Consider the following 22,017-nt stretch of genomic DNA (forward strand, 5'->3'; position numbering starts at 1 on the left):
CGCCGATCTGAAGTCGGCCTCGGCTTTCTTCGCGGCGGAGCTCGACCGCCCACACCGTTGATCGTGGACTTCATCGATCACCACAGGCACGAGTTCGGAGTCGAGCCGATCTGTCGCACGCTCACCGCTGCGGGCACGAAGATCGCTCCGAGCACGTACTACGCCGCGGCCACGCGGCAGCCCTCGAAGCGGGACCTGCGCGACGCGCAGCTGTTGGTGGAGATCCGGCGGGTCCACGTGCAGAACTACGGGGTGTACGGGGCCCGGAAGGTCCACGCCCAGCTGCGGCGCGAAGGCATCGACGCCGCACGGTGCACCGTGGAACGCCTCATGAGAGCCGATGGGCTGCATGGTGTCAGCCGCGCCAAGGGCCCTCGCACGACGGTGCCGGGCAAGGGGCCGGAACGTCGGCCGGACCTGGTGGAACGCGACTTTCCCCCGCAAGCGGGAGGTGCCCCCACTGCCACGGCCCCGAACCAGCTCTGGGTCGCTGACATTCCCCCGCAAGCGGGAGGTGCCCCCACCTATTGCCGCACTTTCGCGGGATGGGTGTACGCCGCGTTCGTGATCGATGTCTTCTCCCGGATGGTCGTGGGCTGGCAGGTCTCGAAGTCGCTGCGGACCGACCTGGCGCTGGATGCCTTGGAGATGGGGTTGTGGAACCGGCGCCGTCATGGGCAGGACGTGACCGGGTTGAAGCACCACAGCGACAAGGGCGTCCAGTACGTCGCCATCCGCTACACCCAGCGACTCGCCGAGGCCGGTGCGGCCGCGTCGGTCGGGTCCACGGGTGACTCCTACGACAATGCCCTGGCCGAGGCGTTCAACTCGCTGTTCAAGGCCGAGCTCGTCCGCAACCATGGCCCCTGGCGAGGCATCGACGACCTGGAGATCGCCACCGCGGAGTACATCGACTGGTTCAACCACCAGCGACTCCACGGCGAGATCGGCATGGTCCCACCAGCCGAGAAGGAGAACACCTACCATCAGCACCACCCCGTGACGGCGCCCGCCGACACGGTCCTTGCGAGCCTCTAAGAAAACCGGGGCGATTCACCCAGAGTCGTGGAGTGTCGAACTGCCCCGACTGCGAGAAGTACCCCGAGGAGCGCAACGACCAGGGGACCCGGATCTGGCAGCTCGCGGAGATGGACGGCGACCATGTGCAGCCGTGGTCGAAGGGTGGCAAGACGATCGAGGCTAACTGCCAGATGTTGTGCAGGCGCCACAACAACGCCAAGCGCGACATCTGGTGATCCACCGATGAAGATCGGTTACGCCCGCGTCAGCACCAAGGGCCAGAGCGAGTCGCTGGAGACCCAGCGTGGGGCTCTGGAGGCCGCCGGGTGCGCCCGGGTGTTCGAGGACACCATCAGCGGCGCCAAGTCCGCCAGGCCCGGCCTGAAGGCCGCCCTGGACTACATGCGCGACGATGACGTGCTGGTGGTCACCCGCCTTGACCGGCTCGGCCGCACGGCACTGGACACGCTGCGCACGATCGAGCGACTGGCCAAGCAGGACGTCGCGGTCATCGTGATGAAGCCCGAGCTGGACACCCGCACCAAGGAGGGTCGGCTCATGGTCACGATCATGTCCGGCCCCGCCGAGTTCGAGCGTGACCTGTTGATCGAGCGCACCAAGGAGGGCGTGGCGCACGCCCGGGCCGAGGGGCGGGTGGCTGGCCCCAAGCCGAAGTTGTCCGCTGAGCAGGTCCGGCTGGCTGGCAAGGCCGTCGAGAGCGGTGAGAGCGTCGCCGCTGTCGCTCGGTCGCTGGGGGTGTCGCGTCAGACCGTCTACCGTGCGCTGGATAGGCCTACGGGTGACTGAGGACGAGCAGGATGCTCTGGCCTCGATCCGCCTGGCCTACGAGGATCTCGATCGGTGGCGGGCACGGTCCCGCGGGGTGGAGCGCCCTGAGCCCGGCAGCGAGCTGGCCAGCGACGAAGCGGTGTGGCCCTATCTCGATCCTGCCGAGGTCGCCCGCCAATCCCTGGTGTCGGCGACCCAGCACCTGAACCTGGCCCGGGCCGCGATTGAGGCTGGGGAGGTGTTCCCGACCGCGCACTTCTCGGTGCTTCGAGGCGCCCTGGTGGGCAGCAGCATGGCTGTATGGGTGCTCGGGCCCGACCCCGCGGTGGACCGACAGCAGCGGGCGCTGAGGGTGGTCGAGGAGTTCTACAAGCGGGCGCTGCAGTACCACGACGACATTCGGCCTCACGTTGACGTGTCGCACCCGGATGCCGCCCAGTGGTTTGACGCCGGGGAGCACATGCGTCGTAGACGGGCTGAGGCCCGTGCGCGTTGGCGTGCTGCTGACGGACTGAAGGAGGGCCAGGCGCTGGAGATGACCAGTATCGTGCGGGTTGTCTCGGAGTTCGTGTTCGCCCCGCAGGAGGCCCTCAACGTCCGTCTGCTGTGGCGGCAGCTCAGCGGGGATGCCCATGCGCTCACGTGGCAGCTGGTGGGCCGGAGCAGCCATGCGCAGCACGTCGGCGGTGGCATGGCCGAGTTCGCTGCGGGAGGTGACCTCGTCGAGCTGGCAGACGTCTTCGGCAAGGTCTTCAGCCTCACTAAGCGTGGCTGGTCCCTGTTTGACCGCCGCTGCGAGGGGTAACGACCTGTCCTGGGGGCACTGCGTGCTTGCGGTGACTTTAGCGGTCACTTTGATCTTGGAAACGACGATGGCCTGGTCAGAACATCGTTCTGACCAGGCCTTTCGTCGGGCTGACAGGATCTGAACCTGCGACCACGCAGGCACCTACTCCTTGATGGCGGGCTCGTCGCCAAAGGCGATGCCAACGCTTTCGATGAACTTCGGGTTGACGACCTTCTCACCCCTGACCATGAGGTTGACCTTCGAGCCCTGGGGCCAGGGGAACAGCCGCACGGTGGCCAGCGTCTCGACGGTGGCGCGCTGGGTGTTCAGGTCGCCGTCGAGGAACGCCTGGGCGGGGTCCTCTGCGGCCAGGACGGGCACGTTCACTGTCCCGCGAGGCAGGTCCCTCACCTCGGCCTCCAGCCGGGCGATGGCATCGTTCGAGCGGTCCCGGTTGCGCTTGAGGTCTGCGGCTTCGAGGAAGCCTTCGTCGTAGTCGCGCTCGGCGCGCTTGATGCGGTCCCGGTGTTCGTCGATCTCGGCGAGCAGCCCTGCCAGCCGCGGCGAGTCAGTGGCGGGCACGGTGCGCAGCGCGTCGGGCTCAGCCAGCCGTCGGGCGATGGTCTTGCGGACGAAGTCGTCGATGTCGCGGCCCGAGCGGTTGATGTGGCCGTGCTTGCAGCGGTACCCGCGCGACGCGCCGCGCACCGGCTCGTCGCACAGCCCGCACAGATAGAGCCCGCTCCCGAGGTGGCGGCGGTGGGTGCCGACCCGGTTGGTGACGCGCTCTTCGGAGTCGAGGATGTCCTGGACGCTCTCCCACAGCTCGACCGAGACCAGAGGCTCCCACTTGCCCATCACCGGCTTGCCCTCGCCGTCCTTGACGATGAACTCGCGCCACTCGCGGCGCTTGCCGCGAACCGCCTTCACCTCCTTGCCCGTCTGTGCTTCCAGCTCGGCCTTCTTCTTCGCGTTGGCCTGCCGCACTTGGATGCGGTATTTGACGTCGGTGTAGACCGAGTAACCCGCGTAGCGGGGGTTTCTCAGGATTCCCAGCACGCTGCTCTCTGCCCAGGGACCGTCCTCGGGGACGTCCTTGAGAGCCAGCCCCTCGGCGGCGCGACGCTTGTTGCGCTCGATGGCCAGGGTGCGGGTATGGCGCTGAATCTTGGGAACGCCCGCGACCTGGTGGGCCTTCTGATCGTCGGTCTCCTGGATGCCCGACAGTGCGCGAGCGATGCCTCGCAAGGACGCCCCGCCGTGGAAGGCCGCGTAAATCGCCTGCACCGCCTTGGCCTTAGGCTTGAGGACTCGGCCGTCGAGGGAATAGCCCAGCGGGCGGATGCCCTTGGGCGGTCGGCCCTGCTGGGAGCGCTGGACCTGAGCACGGCTCTGACGGGCGCTCTTGCGCTCCATCTCGGCGCGAGCGACGGCGGCCTTGATGCGCGCGTACATGCGCCCGCCGTCGGTGGACAGGTCGGCGTCACCGTTGGCGGTGACGAGTTGCAGGCCGCGCTCCTCGGCCCAGTCGATCCAGTCTTCGAGCTGGCGCGGCTGTCGGGTGAGCCTGTCGAGGTCGTAGCAGACGATCGCCGTGAAGTGTCCGGCGTGGTAGTCGGCGACCATCTGGTCGTAGGCGGGGCGCTTCTTCGTCTTGTCGGTCGCTCCCTTGGACTGGTCGATGTAGGTCTCAGCGTGATGCCAAACCGCTGCGGAACTCGACCACGTCGCCGTCGGCCATGACGTACTCCTTGCCCTCCATGCGGACCTTGCCGGCCTCCTTGGCGGCGTTCATCGAGCCCAGCTCGTCCAGGTCCTCGAAGCTCACCACCTCAGCCTTGATGAAGCCCTTCTCGAAGTCCGTGTGGATCACCCCGGCCGCCTTCGGGGCGGTCCAGCCCTTGTGGATCGTCCAAGCACGCGTCTCCTTGGGCCCGGCCGTCAGGTAGGTCTGCAGCCCCAAGGTGTGGAATCCCTTGCGCGCCAGCTGGTGCAGCCCCGGCTCATCGATGCCGACGCTCTCCAGCAGCTCCGTGGCCTCGGCCTCGTCCAGCTCGGCCAGCTCGGACTCCAGCTGCGCGTTCAGGAAGATCGCGTCCGCCGGGGCCACCAGCTCGCTCATGCGCGCCTTGAACGCGTCGTCGGTCACCTGGTCCTCGTCCACGTTGATCACGTAGATGAACGGCTTGGTGGTGAGCAGACCCAGCTGCGCGGCCTCCTCCATGTCGACTCCGGCGGCCTCACCACGGGCGAAGAGCGTATGGCCCTCCTCCAGCACACCGCGGGCCTTGACGGCGGTGTCGAGCACCGACTTCTCGATCTTCTTGCCCTTGACCTCCTTCTCGAGGCGCGGGATCGCGTTCTCGAGGGTCTGCAGGTCGGCCAGCACCAGCTCGGTGTTGATGGTCTCCAGGTCACCCGCCGGGTCGACGCGACCGTCGACGTGGTGCACGTCGGTGTCCACGAAGGCGCGGACCACCTGGCAGATCGCGTCGGCCTCGCGGATGTTGGCGAGGAACTTGTTGCCCAGCCCCTCCCCCTCGGAGGCGCCGCGCACGATGCCGGCGATGTCCACGAAGCTCACCGTCGCCGGCAGGATCTTCTCCGAACCGAAGATCTCGGCCAGCCGCGCCAGCCGCTCGTCCGGCAGCGGGACCACGCCCACGTTCGGCTCGATCGTCGCGAACGGGTAGTTCGCGGCGAGCACGTTGTTCTTGGTCAGCGCGTTGAACATGGTCGACTTGCCGACGTTGGGGAGACCGACGATTCCGATGGTGAGTGCCACGAGCGCGGAGTCTACGTGGCCGGACGAGCCCTCAGTCCGCCAGCACGCGCCCGCGCCGCCAGAGGACGGTCACGCACACCGCGGCCGCCGAGGTGCACGCCAGCATCGCCAGCCCCATCGGGAGCGCCCCCTCCCCCGGCAGAAGCCCGGCCAGCGGGGTGGTCACCCCGCTGATGCTGAACTGCAGCGCCCCGAGCACCGCCGCAGCCGAGCCGGCCGCCTCCCCGTGCCGGGTCAGGGCCAGCGCCGGCCCGTTGGGGAAACTCAGCCCGCCGGCCGAGACCGCCACGAAGAGCGGCACGACCACGCCCCACAGACCACCGATGCCGAGCAGCGCGCAGAGCACCACCCCCAGCGCCCCGATCACGCCCATCGTGATGCCGGTGGTGAGCAGTCGTAGCGGGTGCCAGCGCTGCACGGCCCGCCCGTTGACCTGCGCCAGGACCACCAGCCCCACCGCGTTGGCACCGAAGGCCAGCCCGAACTGCTGCTCGCTGAGGCCGAAGCCACCCTGCAGCACAAAGCTCGCCCCGGAGATGTAGCTGAACATGGCGGCGAACATCAGCCCCGCGGTGGCGGCCAGAAGGAGGAAGTCCGGGTCGGAGAGGATCCCCCGGTAGGTGCCCAGGAGCGCCGCGGGGCGCAGCGAGCGACGCCGCTGCGGGGGCAGGCTCTCCCGGAGGAAGAGGGCGGCCAGCAGGAGCTGCACCAGGGCGATGCCCCCGAGCACGAGGAACACCCCGCGCCAGTCGGTGCGGGTGAGGATCAGCCCGCCCAGGGTCGGGGCCAGGACCGGTGCCGCACCGTTGACCAGGGCCAGGTGGCTCATCGTGCGCGCCGCCGCCCGGCCGGCGAAGTGGTCCCGCACCATCGCCATCGCGGTCACCGACACCGCGGAGGTCGCCAGCCCCTGGAGCAACCGGGCCGCGGCGAGCACCGTCACCGAGGTGGCCGTGGCACAGAGCAGGGAGGCCACCACGTGGAGGGCCAGCCCCACCAGCAGCGGTCGCCGCCGACCGAAGGCGTCGGAGGCCGGGCCGTTCACGAGCTGCCCCAGCCCCATCCCCAGCAGGGTGCCCGAGAGGGTCAGCTGGACCGCCGCCTGCGTGGTGAGCAGCTCGGCCTGGATGGCCGGGAGCGCCGGCAGGTAGGTGTCGATGGTCAGCGGTCCCAGCGCGGTGAGCGCGCCGAGGACGAGGACCAGCTGGAGGTAGTCGCGCCCGGTCGGGGTCGTCGCTGCGGAGGAGGTGGAGGAGCTGGAGATGGGTGCGGTCACGAGGGCACAGTCTGCCGTCCGGCCACGAGGTCGCGGCGGAGACGGCATCCGGTGCAGCGCTTCTCGCTGCCCGGCATCATGCCCCCGAGGCGCCCTGTCGGACCGGGCGGGCGCCGTGGCATGAGGGGGGAAATGCACGTGCCGCTGAACGCACTCGCAGGACGATCGGGCCGATCCTCGGCGACGCGACTGACGGGGGTCCTGCTCGCAGCCAGCCTGGGGCTGTCCGCCTGCACCCCGCAGTCGCGCTCGGAGGTGCTGCCCGAGCGCTACGTCGATCCGCCGCGGATCGCCGAGTCCCTGGACGACAGCGAGACCGAGGAGGCGGAGGAGGCCTGGGACCAGATCACCGGCTGGGCCCTGGACAACGCCACCGAGGAGGACCTCCTCGACCCCGACCGCCCCTCCCGGGAGGAGGCCCTCACCACACCGGTGACCGAGCGGATGACCCCTGAGACCGCCGAGGCCTGGCAGGAGTTCGTCGACGCCGACCTGGCCGGCGACCGGGAGGCCCGCGACACGGTGAACCTCCTGCGCTTCCACGAGTGGCCGGCGAAGTTCCACGCCCGCCGCATGGAGCCCGTCCACCACGGCTCGTGGATCACCGCGGGCACGGTGCGCCCCGTGGACGGGGAGGCCTACGAGCTGAGGTTCACCCTCGTGACCCGGGCCGGCCTCACCTGGGAGAAGTCCCTCGTGGAGCGAGACATCAACCGACGCCTCAAGCTGCGCGTGGTCCCCGACGGGGACCGCTGGGTGGTGGAGGACTTCGACGGCGAGCTGCGCATCGCCCCCTCCCCGGAGAACCGGCAGCCGGTGCTGTGACCCGGCGACGACCGGCCCCGTGACCGCAGACCGGTGACCTCAGCAGAGGTCGTGCCGCCGGACCTCGGCCGCCACCCGCGGGCGGCGGCCCCACCGGCTGCCCAGCACGGCCACCGCACCGACACAGGAGCCCACGGCGACGTCCTGCCCCCGCAGGGAGGGCACCCGCGGCAGGCGTGCCACCCACTCGCCCGACCCGCCACGGGCACCGGTCACGGTCACCGCGGACAGGGGGACCGCCAGCCCGCAGCCGGCCGCCTTGAGCACCGACTCCTTGCGGGCGAACGCCCTCCGCACCCCGGCGAGCCCCGTTGCCGGGCCTGACTCCAGCTCACGTGGGCTGAACACGTCCGCCGGCCGGGGCACGTCCCCGCACGGTCCGACGAGGTCCAGGCCGATGGCCGGCACCCGACCCCACCACCTCGCGTCGGTCGCGGCCACCGCGACGACCCAGCCACCCTGACCGTCCGGGGCGCGGGAGGTGCTGAACTGGACGGCGCCACTGGGGAGGCGAGGGCGCCCGTGGGGACCACCGCACCACTCGCAGGAGCGCACCGGCGCCGGGAGCCGGGCCTGCGGCACCCCCAGGCGACGGGCCAGCAGGAGGTCACGCAGCCTCCAGCCGGCCTCCCGTCGGGCATGGGGGTCGGCCCCCACCGGTGTCCAGAGCACCTCCACGCGGAGGCGTCGGGTCACCGTCCGACGAGACCCGTCACCGCGGTGGCCAGGTCCATGGCCAGGTCCCGGGTGGAGTTCTGCGGGGGCTCGAGACCGGCGTCGGTGTACCAGTCGACGGTCGCCTCCGGGTGCGGGCCCGTCAGACCGACCCACCCCCGTTCCCACCGGGAGAGGGTCGCCGCCACGTCGCCGTTGACGTAGCGGGCGAGGACCCGGATCCAGGGGTCCTGCTCGTCGACGAGCAGGACCGGCGCGTCCTGGACGAACACCTCGCGCCACTGGCCCCGCCACTGGATCGTCGTCGTGGCAGGGTCACCGTGCGTCACGTCGGCCCCGGGCCGCCGGAACCACTGGTCGGTGTCGCCACCGCCACGGATGATCCCGTAGCCCGGCCCCTGCCCGGCGAGGTAGGCGCCAAGGCAGAAGCCGAGGTACCCGCCCCCGCCGGCCACGTAGGGGGCGACGAGGTCGACATCGGGGCCGATCCGCTCCCACTCGTCCTGGACCGTGCCCCCGCCGGGGTGGGCCAGCACCAGCGGACCCTTGGCCAGTGCCTCCCCCAGGCTCATCTCCTCGCCGGGCCCGACGTAGTGGCACCACACGCCCAGCGGCTCCAGGATGGCCGCGACTGCCTCGGCACACCCGGGCACCGCCCCCCTGCCGCGGAACACCGCCGCCCAAGGTCCGAACCGTTCCGTGCTCATGCGCGATACCTCTCCTGCCGGGCGAGCTGCTGCACTGACAGGTCAAACGCTAGCGGGGCCTCGCCCCCGGTGGGGAGCCGAGGGCACGTGACACCTCCGGCACTCGTCCCGGGGCTGCTCCCTCCTCCCGGCCCGGAGCCGGGGCCGTGGCTGTCGGTAGTGGCTGCGATGCTGCGCGCATGTCAGAGGACCCCACCACCCTCCTGCCCATGCTGCTCGTCTGCGCCCTGGCTCTGCTGGCCCTCGGGACGCTGCTCGGCTGGTGGGCCCGGGGCACGCGAGGATCCACCCAGCTGGCTGTCCTGCGGGAGCGTTCGCGGTCCCTGCAGGAGCGGGCCGAGCGGGCGGAGACGAGCCTGCAGGAGCGCGAGGCCGAGGCCGCCTCCAGCGCCCGCGTCCTGGAGGCCGTCACGCCGGTGCAGCGCAGCCTGGAACGGATGGAGCGGCAGGTCACCGCCCTGGAACGCGACCGGGTGGAGCAGTTCGGCGAGGTCGGCGAGCGGCTGCGACACGTGGCCGCCTCCACCGAACGCCTCGACGCAGCGACCACCTCCCTGGCCGGGTCGCTGGCCTCCAGCGGGGTGCGCGGCACCTGGGGCGAGACCCAGCTGCGGCGGCTGGTCGAGCACGCGGGGATGCTCGCCCGGGTGGACTTCGACGAGCAGGTCCGCGCGGTGAGCGATCACGATCGCGAGGTGCGCCCCGACATGGTGGTGAACCTCCCTGACGACCGGGTCGTGGTGCTGGACGCCAAGGCCCCGATGACCGCCTTCCTCACCGCCCAGGAGGTCGACGAGGCCGACCGGCCCGGGCTGCTCACCCAGCACGCCAAGGCCCTGCGCCAGCACGTCGACACCCTGTCCGGGAAGGCCTACTGGAGCGCGTTCCGCCGCACCCCCCAGTTCGTGGTCTGCTTCGTCCCCACCGACGCCACCCTGGCCGCCGCGCTGCAGGCCGACCCGGCGCTCTACGACGACGCCCTGGCCAAGGAGGTGGTGCTCGCCTCGCCGTCCACCACCATGGCGCTGCTGCGGACGGTGGCGGTCACCTGGCAGCACGACACCGTCGAGCGCAACGCCGAGGAGGTGCTGCTGCTCGGCCGCCAGCTCCACGAACGGCTGGCCACCACCGCCGGGCACCTGGACCAGATGGGCCGCCAGCTCACCCGCACCGTCGAGAGCTACAACCAGCTGGTGGGCGGCCTCGAGTCGCGGGTCCTGGTCAGCGCCCGGCGGTTCACCGACCTCGGGCTCCCGGGTGAGGAGCTGCCGCACGCGCCGGGGGTCACCGCCGCAGCGCGCCCGCTGACGGCGCCCGAATTGACCGCCCGAACTAACCGCCCGAACGAATGAGACGACCGACGTCACGGCCACCCGGACCTCTCCACCGCACACCCCCCCGGCCGCGGGACTCCACCCCCCTCGACACTGGGTGATGCGTCACATGATTAGGCTGGGGGGCATGAAGGCATTCGGGTTCCTGAGTTTTGGCCACTACGGTGGCGACCCCTCACGCGGCGGACTGAGTGCCCGGCAGATGTTGCACGACGCGCTCGACATCGCCGTCGGCGCGGATGAGCTGGGCGTGAACAACGCCTCCTTCCGCGTACACCACTTCGTCCCCCAGTCCGCCGCTCCCTTCCCCCTGCTGGCCGCGGCCGCAGCGCGCACGCAGCGGATCGAGGTGGGCACCGGCGTGATCGACATGCGCTACGAGAACCCGCTCTACCTCGCCGAGGAAGCAGCCGCGCTGGACCTCTTGGCCGACGGCCGCGTGGCCCTGGGCGTCTCCCGAGGCAGCCCCGAGCCGGCGGACCGCGGATGGGAAGCCTTCGGGTACACCGGGTCCACCGACCCGCGCGGGGCAGACATCGCTCGCGCCAAGTTCGAGCTGTTCCTCAAGGCCATCTCCGGCGAGCCCATGGCCCGTGCAGCCGAGCAGCCCTACGGCGCCCCGGTGCGCCCGGGCCAGGGCCTGCGGGTCGAGCCGCACTCCGAGGACCTGGTGCGCCGCATCTGGTGGGGTGCCGGTTCCCGCGAGACCGCGGAGAGCACCGGCCGCCAGGGGCTGAACCTCATGAGCTCCACCCTGCTCACCGAGGCCACGGGCGCGTCCTTCGGTGACCTGCAGGCCGAGCAGATCGAGCGCTACCGCGCTGCGTTCCGCGAGGCCGGGCACACGCACACCCCGCGGGTCTCGGTTTCCCGGAGCGTCTTCCCCATCGTCACGCAGCAGGACAAGATGCTGTTCGGGGTGCGCGGCGGCCAGGACGGGGACCAGATCGGCATCATCGACGGCCACCGGTCGACCTTCGGGCGGACCTACGCTGGGGAGCCGGACGAGCTCATCGAGCAGCTCCAGGCCGATGCGGCGGTGCAGGCAGCGGACACGCTCATGCTGACCATCCCCTCACAGGCCGGGGTGGACCTCAACCTGCACATCCTGGAGAGCTTCGCCCAGTACGTGGCCCCGGCCCTGGGCTGGAAGCCCAACACCGAGGGTCCCGTGCAGGGCGACCCGGTGTCCTGAGGCCGCCCCCGGTGGCGCGTGGCAACTACCGTGGACCACCACGCCAGAGGGCCGGCAGCGGACATGTCCGCTGCCGGCCCTCGTGGTGCTCAAAGGCTCAGGGAAGAGCCCCCGCATCGTGACGGATCTCGGTGGAGGTGTCGTCCAGACCCGAGGCGCGCAGGTCGCGGCGCAGCTCACCGGGCAACTGGAAGAGCATCTTCTCCTCGGCCGCGGTGAACACGTCCACGTCGAGGTAGCCGCGGGCGGCGAGGTCGTCCAGCACATCCCGCACGAGGATCTCCGGCACCGAGGCACCGGAGGAGACACCCACGGTCTCCACGCCCTCGAACCACTCGTCCTGCACCTCGGCGGCGTAGTCGACCAGGTAGCCGTCACGGGCACCGTGCTCCAGGGCGACCTCCACCAGCCGGCGGGAGTTCGACGAGTTGCGGGAGCCGACCACGATCATGAGGTCCAGGTCCGGCGCCATCTGCTTCACCGCGGACTGGCGGTTCTGCGTGGCGTAGCAGATGTCGTCGCTCGGCGGGTCCTGCAGGGCCGGGAAGCGCTCCCGCAGCAGGCGCACCGTCTCCATCGTCTCGTCGACGCTCAAGGTGGTCTGGGAGAGCCAGACGACCTTCTCCGGGTCCCGCACCTCGATGGACGCCACGGACTCCGGGCCGTCGACGAGGATCACGTGCTCAGGAGCCTCCCCGGCGGTGCCGACGACCTCCTCGTGGCCCTCGTGGCCGATGAGCAGGATGTCGTAGTCGTCGTCCGCGAAGCGCACGGCCTCCCGGTGCACCTTGGTGACCAGCGGGCAGGTCGCGTCGATGGACTTCAACGAACGGGCCTGCGCCTCCTCGTGCACGATCGGCGCCACGCCGTGGGCGGAGAAGATGACGGTGGCGCCCTCGGGCACCTCGTCGGTCTCCTCCACGAAGATGGCGCCCCGCTTGGTGAGGGTGTCCACCACGTGCTTGTTGTGCACGATCTCCTTGCGGACGTAGATGGGCGCGCCGTAGAGCTCGAGGGCCTTCTCGACCGTCACGACGGCCCGGTCGACGCCGGCGCAGTAGCCGCGAGGGGCGGCCAGGAGGACGCGCTTGGTCTCAGGGGTCGTCTGGGTATCCACCCCTCCAGTCTAGGCCTCGCCCCTCCGCTGGCCAGCCCCCGGGAGGGAGCCCCCCACCTGCGACCAGGGGAGAGAGGGCGATGTCGGGATCCCCCCCTGCAGGGTGACTTCGAGCCGGCGGCCCACACCTAGCGTCGATCTCGCGGGTTGGGGGGAATCGACCCGCGAACGGGCCGACAGGGGGTCGGCTCGCACCCCGCGGATCGGCAGGGGGTCGATCCGCAGGACACGGGAGGGAAAGAACCATGAAGACCCAGCGCTCCATCCTGACCGGCACCCTGGCGGCCGCTTGCTCGCTCGCCCTCACCGCCGGCGTCCCCGCGGCCGCTGCCAGCGGCTTCCTGAAGCCGGTCGAGGAGGCGCCGTCGGTGCGCGCCTCGGGCGGCTGCCCGGGCGTCTGGATCGACGGCGGCAGCGTGGGCGGCAACCGGCTGCCCGACCCGACCTACCGGGACGAGGGCATCTACACGACCTATGCGGGCCCCGCCTCCAACAAGAACATGGCGAGCCAAGTGTGTCGATGTGCACGCACTCATCATCGACAACTGGAAGACCTACAGGACCGACATCGGCCCCTTCCACTGCGGCTGACCCCCAGTCACCACCCGGCGCCCCGGGCCCGTCCACAGCGGATGCGGCGCGGGGCGTCGCCGTGTCCGAGGCGGGCGCCTAGAGTCTCCGGCATGTCCGAGCCCACCCCGCACCAGCTGCCGGAGAAGGCGGCGCAGACCACGCCGGAGAACCCCTGGCCGCTGCGCACCCTCTCGCGGAAGATCGACGAGTACGTCGAGCGCATGTCCCCGCTGTGGGTGGAGGGGCAGCTCATCGAGATCACCCGCCGTCCGGGCGCCCGCTGGGTGTGGATGACCCTGCGCGACGCCGACGCGGACGTCTCGATGCGGGTCATGGCCCCCTCCGGCGTGGTCGACAAGGTGCAGCCCGAGCTGCAGCAGGGCGCCCGCGTCGTGATGCAGGCCAAGCCCCGCTTCTACGTGAAGAACGGCTCCCTCTCCCTGTTCTGCCGGCACATCCGGCTCGTGGGGGTGGGTGAGCTCCTGGCCCGGGTGGAGCGGCTGCGCCAGCAGCTGCAGGCCGAGGGCGTCTTCGACCCCGGCCGCAAGCGGGCCCTGCCCTTCCTCCCCCGCCGCATCGGCCTGGTGTGCGGGCGGGCCTCCGCCGCGGAGAAGGACGTGGTGGAGAACGCCCGGCGCCGGTGGCCCGGGGCGCAGTTCGTCATCCACAACACCCCCGTCCAGGGGCCGCAGGCGGTCACCGGCGTCATCGCCGCCCTGGAGGAGCTGCAGCGCACCCCGGAGGTGGACGTGATCGTCGTCGCCCGCGGCGGAGGCAGCTTCGAGGACCTCCTGCCCTTCAGCAACGAGGCGATGATCCGCGCGGTCTCGGCCTGCCCCGTCCCGGTGGTCAGCGCCATCGGCCACGACGTGGACCGCCCCCTGCTCGACCTGGTCGCCGACGTCCGCGCCTCGACGCCCACCGACGCCTCGAAGCTGGTGGTGCCGGACGAGGCCGAGGAGCGCCGCGGCATCGCCCTCGGCCGGGAGCGGCTGCGCGGCGCGCTGGGCCACCGCCTGCGCACCGAGCGGCAGGGCCTCGAGGCCACGCGGGCCAGGCCGGTCCTCGCGGACCCCACCGTCATGGTCACCCGCCCCCGCCAGCAGCTCGACGAGGTGCGCGCCCGGGCCCGGGCATCCCTCCAGCGACGCCTGCATGCCCAGACCGAGAACGTCACCGCCACGCGCGGGCACCTGCGGGCCCTCAGCCCGTTGGGCACGCTGGAGCGCGGCTACTCCGTGGTGCGGACCGCCGACGGGCACGTCGTGACCAACCGGTCCGAGGTGGAACCCGACCAGATCCTGCGCGTGACCGTCGCCGACGGTGACTTCGCCAGCCGTGTGCTCGGCGCCCCCGAGCCGGACTCCCAGAAGGAGACAGCATGACCGAGCAGACCCCGCAGCAGACACCCGTCGAGGAGCTGAGCTACGAGCAGGCCCGCGCCGAGCTGCTCGAGATCGTGGCCACCCTGGAACGGGGCGAGCTGCCCCTGGAGGAGTCCATGACGCTCTGGGAGCGCGGCGAGGCGCTGGCCGACCACTGCGCCTCCTGGCTGGACGCCGCCCAGCAGCGGATCACCGACCGGGTCGAGGCACGAGCACCGGGTGAGCAGACCACCGCGGGCGCAGCGGCCGACGCCGGTGGCTCCGAGGAGGCCAGCACCCCGGACGACAGCGACGAGGACTGACCCCGCCCCCGGGTCAGTCGGAGCCGAGCTCGAGCGCCTCGACGAGCTCCCGCAGCTCGGCCTCGGAGGCGTCCCCGCTGACCACCACGGCCGAGCGGTCCGGCGCCTCGGCGAGCACCGCGGAACGGCGGTCCGGGTCGGGGCGCAGACGGGTCTCCCAGGTGCGGCCGCCGATCTCGACCTCCCCGGTCGCCTCGGAGGTGCCCGCCACGGAGTCGACCCACGGCCCGATGCCGGCCTTCCCGTCGCTCTTCTGCCCGTCGGAGTCCGCCGAGAGGATCCGCTGGTCGATGCTCAGGTGCTTGCCCTCCGGGGTCCGGTAGGTCACGTGCCAGACGCGATCCGCGCCATCCGGCGAGAGCGAGGTGTGCGAGGCACCCCAGCCCTCCCCGAGACCCACGGCCTGCGCGACGTCGCGCCCCGTCTCGCGCTCGGCCACCTCGGCCTGCACGTCGGCGTCGACGGTGCGATCCGGCACCGAGTCCGGCATCGCCGCCATCACGTACCAGACGAGCACGATCGCCGTCACGATGAGCGTCGACCAGAGCATGCTCTTCCAGTTGCCACCCCGGCGCGGCCGCGGAGCCGGAGCCGCCTCGCCGGACGGCTGCGCGCCGGCCTCGACGTTCTCGGCGGCGGGGTCGGTGGCGGGCGGTGGGGTCGGCTCGGTCATGGCGCGCATTCTCGCACCGCGGTCTCGGGCCCACGCGCTAGGCTCACCTGTGCCCGCGTCAACGCCGACGCCGGCCCGACGACCCGCAGGAGAGCCCATGAGCACCCCGTCCCCGTCCCCGTTGCGCACCGACCGGAACCTGGCCATGGAGCTGGTCCGCGTGACCGAGGCCGCCTCGATCGCCGGCGCCCGCTGGGTGGGACGTGGTGACAAGAACACCGCCGACGGCGCCGCCGTGACCGCCATGCGGGAGATGATCTCGACGGTCTCCATGAACGGCGTGGTCGTCATCGGCGAGGGCGAGAAGGACAACGCCCCGATGCTCTTCAACGGCGAGCGCGTGGGCGACGGCTCGGGCTCCGAGGTCGACGTGGCCGTGGACCCCATCGACGGGACCACCCTGACCGCCAAGGGCATGCCGAACGCCGTCTCGGTGATGGCCGTGGCCGACCGGGGCGCCATGTACGACCCGAGCGCCGTCTTCTACATGGAGAAGATCGCCGTCGGCCCGGACGCCGTCGACGCCATCGACATCACCGCCCCCACCGGGGAGAACGTGCGCAACGTGGCCAAGGCCCTCAGCAAGGACGTGGACGACCTGACCGTCGTCGTGCTCGACCGCCCCCGCCACGACCAGCTCGTGCAGGAGATCCGCGAGGCCGGCGCCCGCATCCGCTTCATCTCCGACGGTGACGTGGCCGGCGCCATCATGGCCGCCCGCCCCACCTCCGGCATCGACATGCTCATGGGCATCGGCGGCACCCCCGAGGGCATCATCGCCGCGTGCGCCATGCAGTGCATGGGCGGCGCGATCCAGGGCCGCCTCTGGCCGCAGGACGACGCCGAGCGCGAGAAGGCCGTGGCGGCCGGTCACGACCTGGACCGCGTCCTCACCACGGGTGAGCTGGTCACCGGCGACTGCTACTTCGTCGCCACCGGCATCACCGACGGCGAGCTCCTCGACGGGGTGCGCTTCAGCGCCGGCGGCGCCCGCACCCACTCGCTCGTGATGCGCTCGGCCTCCGGCACCATCCGCGAGGTCGTCGGCCAGCACCACCTCGCCAAGGTCAACGAGGTTGCCTGAGGAGCTCCCCGCGCTCGTCGTCGGCGAGGCGCTCGTCGACCTCGTCCGCCCCGCCGACGGTGGGGCGGACGTGGAGCACGTGGGTGGGTCCCCGGCCAACGTGGCCCGGGGACTCGCCCGTCTGGGGCACGGGGTGGTCCTCGCGACGCACCTGGGGGCGGATGCGCGCGGTGACCGCATCGAGGCCGAGCTCGCCGCCGACGGCGTGCGCCTGACCGCAGGGAGCCGCGGTGCCGAACGAACCTCCACCGCCCTGGCCACCCTCGACACCTCCGGGGCCGCGCAGTACGAGTTCGCCCTGGACTGGCAGCACGACGCCAGCAGCGTGGACGACACCGGGGTCGGCCACGTCCACACCGGCAGCATCGGCGCCACCCTGGAGCCCGGCGGGTCCCAGGTGCTGGGGCACCTGCACGGGCTCCGGGCGGGGCACACGATCTCCTACGACCCGAACGCCCGCCCCACGCTCATGGGCACTCCCGCGGCCGTCCGCGAGCGCCTCGAGGCCGTGACCTCCCTGGCCGACATCGTGAAGTGCTCCGACCAGGACCTCGACTGGTTCTACCCCGAGCTGGGGTGGCAGGAGGGCGCAGCCCACCTGGCCACGCTCGGCCCCCGCCTGGTGGTGGTGACCGCCGGCGGGTCCGGGGCGCACGTCCTCCGGCCCGGTGGGGCGGGCCGGAGGCCGGCCACCTTCGCCGTGGCCGCTCCCCCGGTGGGGGTCATCGACACGGTGGGGGCCGGCGACTCCTTCATGGCCGGGCTCCTCAGCGGATTGCTCGACGCCGGCCTGCTGGGCGGTGCCGGGGCCCGAGCCGCGTGGGCCTCCCCGGCCGCCGAGGCAGCCGTCCGCACGGCCGTGGCCCGCGGCATCGCGACCGGGGCCTGGACGGTGCAGCGTGCCGGCGCCGGCGGCCCCACCCGCGCCGACCTGGACGCCTGAGGCCGCCCCCGCCGCAGCGGTGGCCGCGCGACGGCACGGTGATCCCGCGAGCACGCCGGAGGGGCTGCCCACCCGGACCGCCCCTCACCCACGCCGTGCTCAGGTGCTGCTCAGTTGTTCAGCACCTCGTCCCGCTGCCGGGCCCGCTCGAGGGCGCGCTTGCGCACCTCCTCCTGCTCGGCGGCGATCCGCGCGGCCGCCTCCTCGTTGCGGGTGAAGTTCTCCCCGGTCTCGGGGTCGAAGACGTGCATGAGACGCGGGTCGAAGACCAGCTCGGCCTCGTCGCCCTCCAGGATGCGGCTGTTGCCCGAGAGACTCACGACCAGCGTCGTCCGCGCGCCCTCGCCGTCGAGCTCCTTCTCGAGCTCGTCGAGCGTCGACATCACCGACTGGTCGGCCTCGAAGGGGATGTACGCGTACTGCTCGTTCCCCAGCCACTCGGTCTGCTCCACCACCCGGTTGAAGCGGGCCCCATCGTGCGGGGCATCGGGCGCCGCGGCGTCCTTGAAGTGCTCCGGGCGGATACCGCAGATGACGATCTCGCGGCCCGCCACCCGATCGGCCAGGGCAGGCGCCATGGGGATGGTCACGAAGGGCAGCTCGAGCTCCTGGCCGCGCACCCGCGCCGGGACGAAGTTCATCGGCGGCGAGCCGATGAAGCCGGCCACGAAGAGGTTCACCGGCTGGTCGTAGAGCTCCCGCGGGGAGGCCACCTGCTGCAGCACACCCTTCTTGAGGACGGCCACGCGGTCGCCCAGGGTCATGGCCTCGGTCTGGTCGTGGGTGACGTAGACGGTGGTGGTGCCCATGCGGCGCTGCATGCGGGCGATCTCGGTGCGCATCTGGCCGCGCAGCTTGGCGTCCAGGTTCGACAGCGGCTCGTCGAAGAGGAAGGCGTCGGCGTTGCGGACGATCGCCCGCCCCATCGCCACGCGCTGGCGCTGGCCACCGGAGAGGTTCCCCGGCTTGCGGTCCAGGTGTTCGGTGAGCTCCAGCATCTCGGCAGCGTCGTTGACCCGGCTCCGGATGTCGGACTCCGAGAGCTTCCCCTTGGCCAGACGCAGCGGGAAGGCGATGTTCTCGAACACGCTCAGGTGCGGGTAGAGGGCGTAGTTCTGGAAGACCATCGCCAGGTTGCGGTCCTTCGGCGCGAGGTCGTTGACCACCTCGTCCCCGATCCGCAGCTCGCCGGCGGTGATGTCCTCCAGGCCCACGATCATCCGCAGCAGGGTGGACTTTCCGGAGCCCGACGGGCCGACGAGGATCACGAACTCGCCGTCGGCGATGTCCAGGTTCACGTCCTTCACGGCCTTGTAGCCGTCCGGGTAGGTCTTCTCGATGTTGTTCAGCGTGATGCTGGCCATGCTTGCTCCTTGGTCTCAGGAAGTCGTCAGGGGCGTCACGGGCGTCAGCCCTTGACGGCTCCCGAGGTCAGGCCGGCGACGATCTGACGCTGGAAGAGCAGCACCAGGACGACGACCGGGATGGTGACGATGACGGACGCCGCGGCGATCGCGCCGGTCGGCTGCGTGAACTGGCTGGCACCGGTGAAGAAGGCCAGCGCCGCCGGGACCGTGCGGGCGTTCTCGCTGGTCAGCGAGACGGCGAACACGAAGTCGTTCCAGGCGGTGAAGAAGACGATGATCGCGGTGGTGAACACACCCGGCAGAGCCAGCGGGACGATGACCTTGCGGAAGGCCTGCCAGCTCGTCGCACCGTCCACCTGGGCGGCCTGCTCCATCTCCCACGGGATCTGCTGGAAGAAGGCGGTGAGCGTCCAGATGGCCAGCGGCAGCGTCAACGACAGGTACGGGATGACCAGACCGGGGATCGTGTCGAACAGCCCGATGGTGCGCCACACGTTGAAGATCGGCGTCACCAGGGAGACCACCGGGAAGAAGCTCACGGTGAGCGCGGTGAACAGGATGAGCCCCTTGCCCGGGAAGGACAGCCGGCTGATCGCGTAGGCGCAGAGGGTGGCCAGCAGCACCGAGATCGCGGTGGCCAGCAGGCAGATCACCAGGGAGTTGACGAGCGCCGGGACGAAGAGCGGCTGCGCGTCCCCGGTGAGGATCAGCTTGTAGTTGTCCCAAGTGAAGCCCTCCCCGACCGGCCAGAAGTTTCCGAAGGTGTTGAGCTCGGGATCGGACTGCGCCGCGTCGCTCTTCACCGAGAGCGAGAACATCCACGCCAGCGGGATCACCGTGTAGAGGATCACCAGCAGCGAGGCGAAGAACATGGGCCACTTGCCCTGGGTGCTCGTGGGCTGGTCAGCTGCCATGGCCGATCACTTTCCTTCCGTGAGGTCGACCTTGAAGCCCTTGACGAAGACCAGGGCGATGAGGACCACGTAGGCGAACAGGAGCACCGAGAGGGCCGAGCCCAGCCCGATGTCCATCCGCTCGATCGTCTGCCGGTAGACCACCATCGAGAGCGTCGAGGTCTCGTTGGCACCACCGGTCATGATGAACGGGTTGTCGAAGATGCGGAAGGCGTCCAGCGTGCGGAAGAGCAGGGCCACCATGACCGCCGCCTTCATGTTGGGGATGACGACCTTCCAGAGGCGCTGCCAGAAGCCGGCGCCGTCCACGGCCGCAGCCTCCTCCATGGCCCCGTCGATCTGCGCCAGACCGGCCAGCAGCAGCAGGGACATGAACGGGGTGGTCTTCCAGATCTCCGAGAGCGAGATGACGAAGACCGCCGGCCAGAACGAGCCGAACCAGTTGAAGCCCTCCCCGAAGGCGCCGAAGGTCAGCGTGTTCATCCAGTAGTTCACGAAGCCGGTGTCCACCCGGAAGGCGTACAGCCAGGCGTAGGCGGAGACCACGGTGACGATCGAGTACGGGATGAGCACGATGGTGCGCAGCGTCTTGCGCGGCAGCACCACCCGGTGCATGAGCAGGGCGATGAGGAAGCCCAGCACCAGCTCCACGACCACCGTGATGAGGGTGATCACCGCGGTGACCCCGGTGGCCTTCCACCACAGCTCGTCGCCCAGCGCGGTGGCGTAGTTCTGCAGGCCCACGAAGCGCCGCCCCTCGGGGTCGGTGAGGCGGAACTGGAAGAGCGAGTTCCACAGGGCGTACAGGATCGGGAACAGCGTGACGGCCAGCATCACGAGGAAAGCCGGGCCGGACAGGAGCCAGCCCAGGTTCCGCTCGCTGCGGGCGCGGTCGGAGAGCGGGGCCTTGCGGCGGCTCTGCTGCGGGGTGTCGTCGACGGCGGTGCTCACAGCAACCTCTTCCCGGTGATGACCTCGGTGATGTACTCCTGGGCGTCCGCGGGGGTCGACTCAGGGCTCACCTCGTTGGGCGGGCTGAAGGACTTCTGCAGTCCGGTGGAGATGTCCGAGTAGAACTGGCTCTGCGGACGGGGCTTGGCGGCGTCCAGCGACTCCCGGATCAGCGGAGCCATCGGGAACTGCTCCTTGATGGCCTCGTCGTCGAAGACCGCCTTCCGCGAGGCGGGGTTGCCGGTCTTCTCCATGTAGAGCTTCTGGTGCTCCTCGTCGGTGATGCACCGGATCGCGTCGTAGGCCTCCTCGGGGGCGTCGCTGGCGGCGTTCACGCCGAGCTCGATGCCGCCGAAGGGCGGGGCGGACTCCTGGCCCTCGACCGTCTGCGGGTAGCGGGCCCAGCCGACGTCGTCGATGAACTTCACCCCGTTGGCCGGGAGCGCCGCCCACACGTAGGGCCAGTTCACGAGGAAGCCGGAGGACTTCGTGGACTGGAAGAGGTTGAGCGCCACGGTCTCGTCCGCGGTCCCCATGGCCGGGCCGCCGACACCCGTCGTCGAGATCTTCTGGATGACCGCGGCGGCGTCCTGGCCTGCCTGCGAGTCCAGCCCGAGCTCGGTCTCCTCGGCCGGGGCACCGGGGTTCTCGATGATCTGGCCACCGGCACCCTCGACGAGCGCGTTGATCCACACCGCATAGCCCTCGTAGGGCTTGGCCTGCACACCCACCGTCCGGTCGGACTTCTCGGCAGCGTCGATGATCTGGTCCCAGGTGACCGGCTTGCTCATGTCCAGCCCGGCCTTCTCGGCCACGGACTTCCGGTACCAGAGCACCTGCGTGTTCGCCCAGAACGGGACGGCCACGAGCTCGTCCTCCCAGGTGGAGGCCTCGATCGCCGACTGCACGCGGTCCTCGGTGAACTCCTTCTCGAGCTCCTTCGGCACGTCAGCCAGGTAGCCGGCGTTCGCGAACTCGGCCAGGTACGGCGGGTCGAGGCTCATGATGTCGACACCGGGGTCCCCGGCCGCCACGCGGCGCAGCAGCTGCACCCGCTGGTCGGTGGCGCTGTTGGGGAGCAGCTCGGTGCGGATGCTGTAGGCGCCGTCCGCGGCCTCGGTGCACTCCCGGGCGATCTGCGCCTGCCCACCACCGTTGGGGTCGTTGCCGCCGCCGTCGGGGTTGATGTACCAGGTCAGCTCCGTCGGGCCCTCGGCGGAGTCCGTGGACCCTCCGCACCCGGTGACCACCGTGGTCGCCAGGGCCGCGCCGGCCACGATGCGGGTCGCTGCAGCGCGACGTCCCATGTGGCTCT

22 protein-coding genes and 1 other annotated feature are annotated in these 22,017 nt (G+C 70.9%); of the genes, 11 read left to right on the forward strand and 11 right to left on the reverse strand.

All coding sequences use genetic code 11. The features are described from left to right. The first annotated feature begins 21 nt into the window (after window positions 1-21). Window positions 22-150: a sequence feature (AL1L pseudoknot), on the forward strand. From CFT82_RS03550 to CFT82_RS11855, 4 genes are all read left to right on the forward strand, one after another. Further along, a complete protein-coding gene (locus CFT82_RS03550; protein WP_159461844.1) occupies window positions 64-1,038 on the forward strand; it encodes an IS3 family transposase in 975 nt (324 codons plus the stop codon). It overlaps the preceding feature by 87 nt. A 32-nt stretch (window positions 1,039-1,070) precedes the next feature. After that, on the forward strand, window positions 1,071-1,256 hold the full coding sequence (locus CFT82_RS11850) for an HNH endonuclease (RefSeq protein WP_200815039.1): 186 nt from the start codon (window positions 1,071-1,073) through the stop codon (window positions 1,254-1,256). Window positions 1,257-1,263: 7 nt separating this feature from the next. Next, on the forward strand, window positions 1,264-1,827 hold the full coding sequence (locus CFT82_RS03560; protein ID WP_088817671.1) for a recombinase family protein: 564 nt from the start codon (window positions 1,264-1,266) through the stop codon (window positions 1,825-1,827). Further along, window positions 1,820-2,614 carry a hypothetical protein gene (locus tag CFT82_RS11855; protein ID WP_200815040.1) on the forward strand — a complete coding sequence of 265 codons (795 nt, stop codon included), beginning with the start codon at window positions 1,820-1,822 and terminating at the stop codon, window positions 2,612-2,614. Before CFT82_RS03560 ends, CFT82_RS11855 begins: the two co-directional genes overlap by 8 nt. A 144-nt stretch (window positions 2,615-2,758) precedes the next feature. Here the strand turns inward: CFT82_RS11855 and CFT82_RS11860 are convergent, their stop codons facing one another. From CFT82_RS11860 to CFT82_RS03580, 3 genes are read right to left on the reverse strand one after another with little or no spacing between them, the layout of a single operon-like run. Next, window positions 2,759-4,279 carry a recombinase family protein gene (locus tag CFT82_RS11860; protein ID WP_234994319.1) on the reverse strand — a complete coding sequence of 507 codons (1,521 nt, stop codon included), beginning with the start codon at window positions 4,277-4,279 and terminating at the stop codon, window positions 2,759-2,761. A gap of 7 nt (window positions 4,280-4,286) precedes the next feature. After that, window positions 4,287-5,381 (reverse strand): redox-regulated ATPase YchF, encoded by a 1,095-nt coding sequence (gene ychF, locus CFT82_RS03575; protein ID WP_088817672.1) that lies wholly within the window; start codon window positions 5,379-5,381, stop codon window positions 4,287-4,289. Between the two features lie 31 nt (window positions 5,382-5,412). Further along, window positions 5,413-6,657, reverse strand: a complete 1,245-nt coding sequence (locus CFT82_RS03580; protein WP_088817673.1) for a multidrug effflux MFS transporter — start codon at window positions 6,655-6,657, stop codon at window positions 5,413-5,415. Window positions 6,658-6,795: 138 nt separating this feature from the next. On the opposite strand from CFT82_RS03580, the gene CFT82_RS03585 reads away from it, so the two are divergent. Then, window positions 6,796-7,482 (forward strand): hypothetical protein, encoded by a 687-nt coding sequence (locus tag CFT82_RS03585; RefSeq protein WP_234994256.1) that lies wholly within the window; start codon window positions 6,796-6,798, stop codon window positions 7,480-7,482. A 39-nt stretch (window positions 7,483-7,521) separates the two neighbouring features. Here the strand turns inward: CFT82_RS03585 and CFT82_RS03590 are convergent, their stop codons facing one another. Together CFT82_RS03590 and CFT82_RS03595 are read right to left on the reverse strand one after the other, a co-directional pair. Then, window positions 7,522-8,178 (reverse strand): 4'-phosphopantetheinyl transferase family protein, encoded by a 657-nt coding sequence (locus CFT82_RS03590; protein WP_088817675.1) that lies wholly within the window; start codon window positions 8,176-8,178, stop codon window positions 7,522-7,524. Continuing rightward, a complete protein-coding gene (locus CFT82_RS03595) occupies window positions 8,175-8,864 on the reverse strand; it encodes a hypothetical protein (protein ID WP_088817676.1) in 690 nt (229 codons plus the stop codon). The genes CFT82_RS03590 and CFT82_RS03595 overlap by 4 nt, the downstream gene beginning before the upstream one ends. 179 nt (window positions 8,865-9,043) lie before the next feature. On the opposite strand from CFT82_RS03595, the gene CFT82_RS03600 reads away from it, so the two are divergent. After that, window positions 9,044-10,216 carry a DNA recombination protein RmuC gene (locus CFT82_RS03600; RefSeq protein ID WP_088817677.1) on the forward strand — a complete coding sequence of 391 codons (1,173 nt, stop codon included), beginning with the start codon at window positions 9,044-9,046 and terminating at the stop codon, window positions 10,214-10,216. A 109-nt stretch (window positions 10,217-10,325) separates the two neighbouring features. Beyond that, the gene (locus CFT82_RS03605; protein ID WP_088817678.1) at window positions 10,326-11,393 is read left to right on the forward strand and encodes an LLM class flavin-dependent oxidoreductase; all 1,068 of its coding nucleotides are present in this window, start codon (window positions 10,326-10,328) and stop codon (window positions 11,391-11,393) included. Between the two features lie 97 nt (window positions 11,394-11,490). Here the strand turns inward: CFT82_RS03605 and CFT82_RS03610 are convergent, their stop codons facing one another. Further along, window positions 11,491-12,510, reverse strand: a complete 1,020-nt coding sequence (locus tag CFT82_RS03610) for a 4-hydroxy-3-methylbut-2-enyl diphosphate reductase (protein ID WP_088817679.1) — start codon at window positions 12,508-12,510, stop codon at window positions 11,491-11,493. Between the two features lie 683 nt (window positions 12,511-13,193). On the opposite strand from CFT82_RS03610, the gene xseA reads away from it, so the two are divergent. Beyond that, a complete protein-coding gene (gene xseA / locus CFT82_RS03615) occupies window positions 13,194-14,468 on the forward strand; it encodes an exodeoxyribonuclease VII large subunit (protein WP_088817680.1) in 1,275 nt (424 codons plus the stop codon). Then, entirely contained in the window at window positions 14,465-14,770 is a 306-nt protein-coding gene (locus CFT82_RS03620; RefSeq protein ID WP_088817681.1) for an exodeoxyribonuclease VII small subunit, read from the forward strand. The genes xseA and CFT82_RS03620 overlap by 4 nt, the downstream gene beginning before the upstream one ends. Before the next feature lie 13 nt (window positions 14,771-14,783). Here CFT82_RS03620 and CFT82_RS03625 read toward each other — a convergent pair whose 3' ends face one another. After that, window positions 14,784-15,443 (reverse strand): DUF4245 domain-containing protein, encoded by a 660-nt coding sequence (locus CFT82_RS03625; RefSeq protein WP_159461845.1) that lies wholly within the window; start codon window positions 15,441-15,443, stop codon window positions 14,784-14,786. 97 nt (window positions 15,444-15,540) lie between these two features. On the opposite strand from CFT82_RS03625, the gene glpX reads away from it, so the two are divergent. Both glpX and CFT82_RS03635 read left to right on the forward strand, forming a co-directional pair. Then, a complete protein-coding gene (glpX, locus tag CFT82_RS03630) occupies window positions 15,541-16,527 on the forward strand; it encodes a class II fructose-bisphosphatase (RefSeq protein WP_088817682.1) in 987 nt (328 codons plus the stop codon). After that, window positions 16,520-17,470 carry a PfkB family carbohydrate kinase gene (locus CFT82_RS03635; RefSeq protein WP_088817683.1) on the forward strand — a complete coding sequence of 317 codons (951 nt, stop codon included), beginning with the start codon at window positions 16,520-16,522 and terminating at the stop codon, window positions 17,468-17,470. The genes glpX and CFT82_RS03635 overlap by 8 nt, the downstream gene beginning before the upstream one ends. 110 nt (window positions 17,471-17,580) lie before the next feature. On the opposite strand, the gene CFT82_RS03640 is transcribed toward CFT82_RS03635, so the two are convergent. The 4 genes from CFT82_RS03640 to CFT82_RS03655 are packed head-to-tail and all read right to left on the reverse strand — an operon-like array spanning window position 17,581 to window position 22,009. Continuing rightward, window positions 17,581-18,834, reverse strand: a complete 1,254-nt coding sequence (locus tag CFT82_RS03640) for an ABC transporter ATP-binding protein (protein ID WP_088817684.1) — start codon at window positions 18,832-18,834, stop codon at window positions 17,581-17,583. Between the two features lie 44 nt (window positions 18,835-18,878). Beyond that, window positions 18,879-19,751, reverse strand: coding sequence for a carbohydrate ABC transporter permease (locus CFT82_RS03645; protein WP_088817685.1), 873 nt, complete (start codon window positions 19,749-19,751; stop codon window positions 18,879-18,881). Between the two features lie 6 nt (window positions 19,752-19,757). After that, window positions 19,758-20,702 (reverse strand): carbohydrate ABC transporter permease, encoded by a 945-nt coding sequence (locus CFT82_RS03650; protein ID WP_088817686.1) that lies wholly within the window; start codon window positions 20,700-20,702, stop codon window positions 19,758-19,760. Then, complete coding sequence (locus CFT82_RS03655; protein ID WP_088817687.1) at window positions 20,699-22,009, reverse strand: extracellular solute-binding protein; 1,311 nt, start codon at window positions 22,007-22,009, stop codon at window positions 20,699-20,701. The genes CFT82_RS03650 and CFT82_RS03655 overlap by 4 nt, the downstream gene beginning before the upstream one ends. Window positions 22,010-22,017: the final 8 nt, after the last annotated feature.

This window comes from Kytococcus aerolatus (assembly GCF_900187395.1).
Lineage (GTDB): Bacteria > Actinomycetota > Actinomycetes > Actinomycetales > Dermatophilaceae > Kytococcus > Kytococcus aerolatus.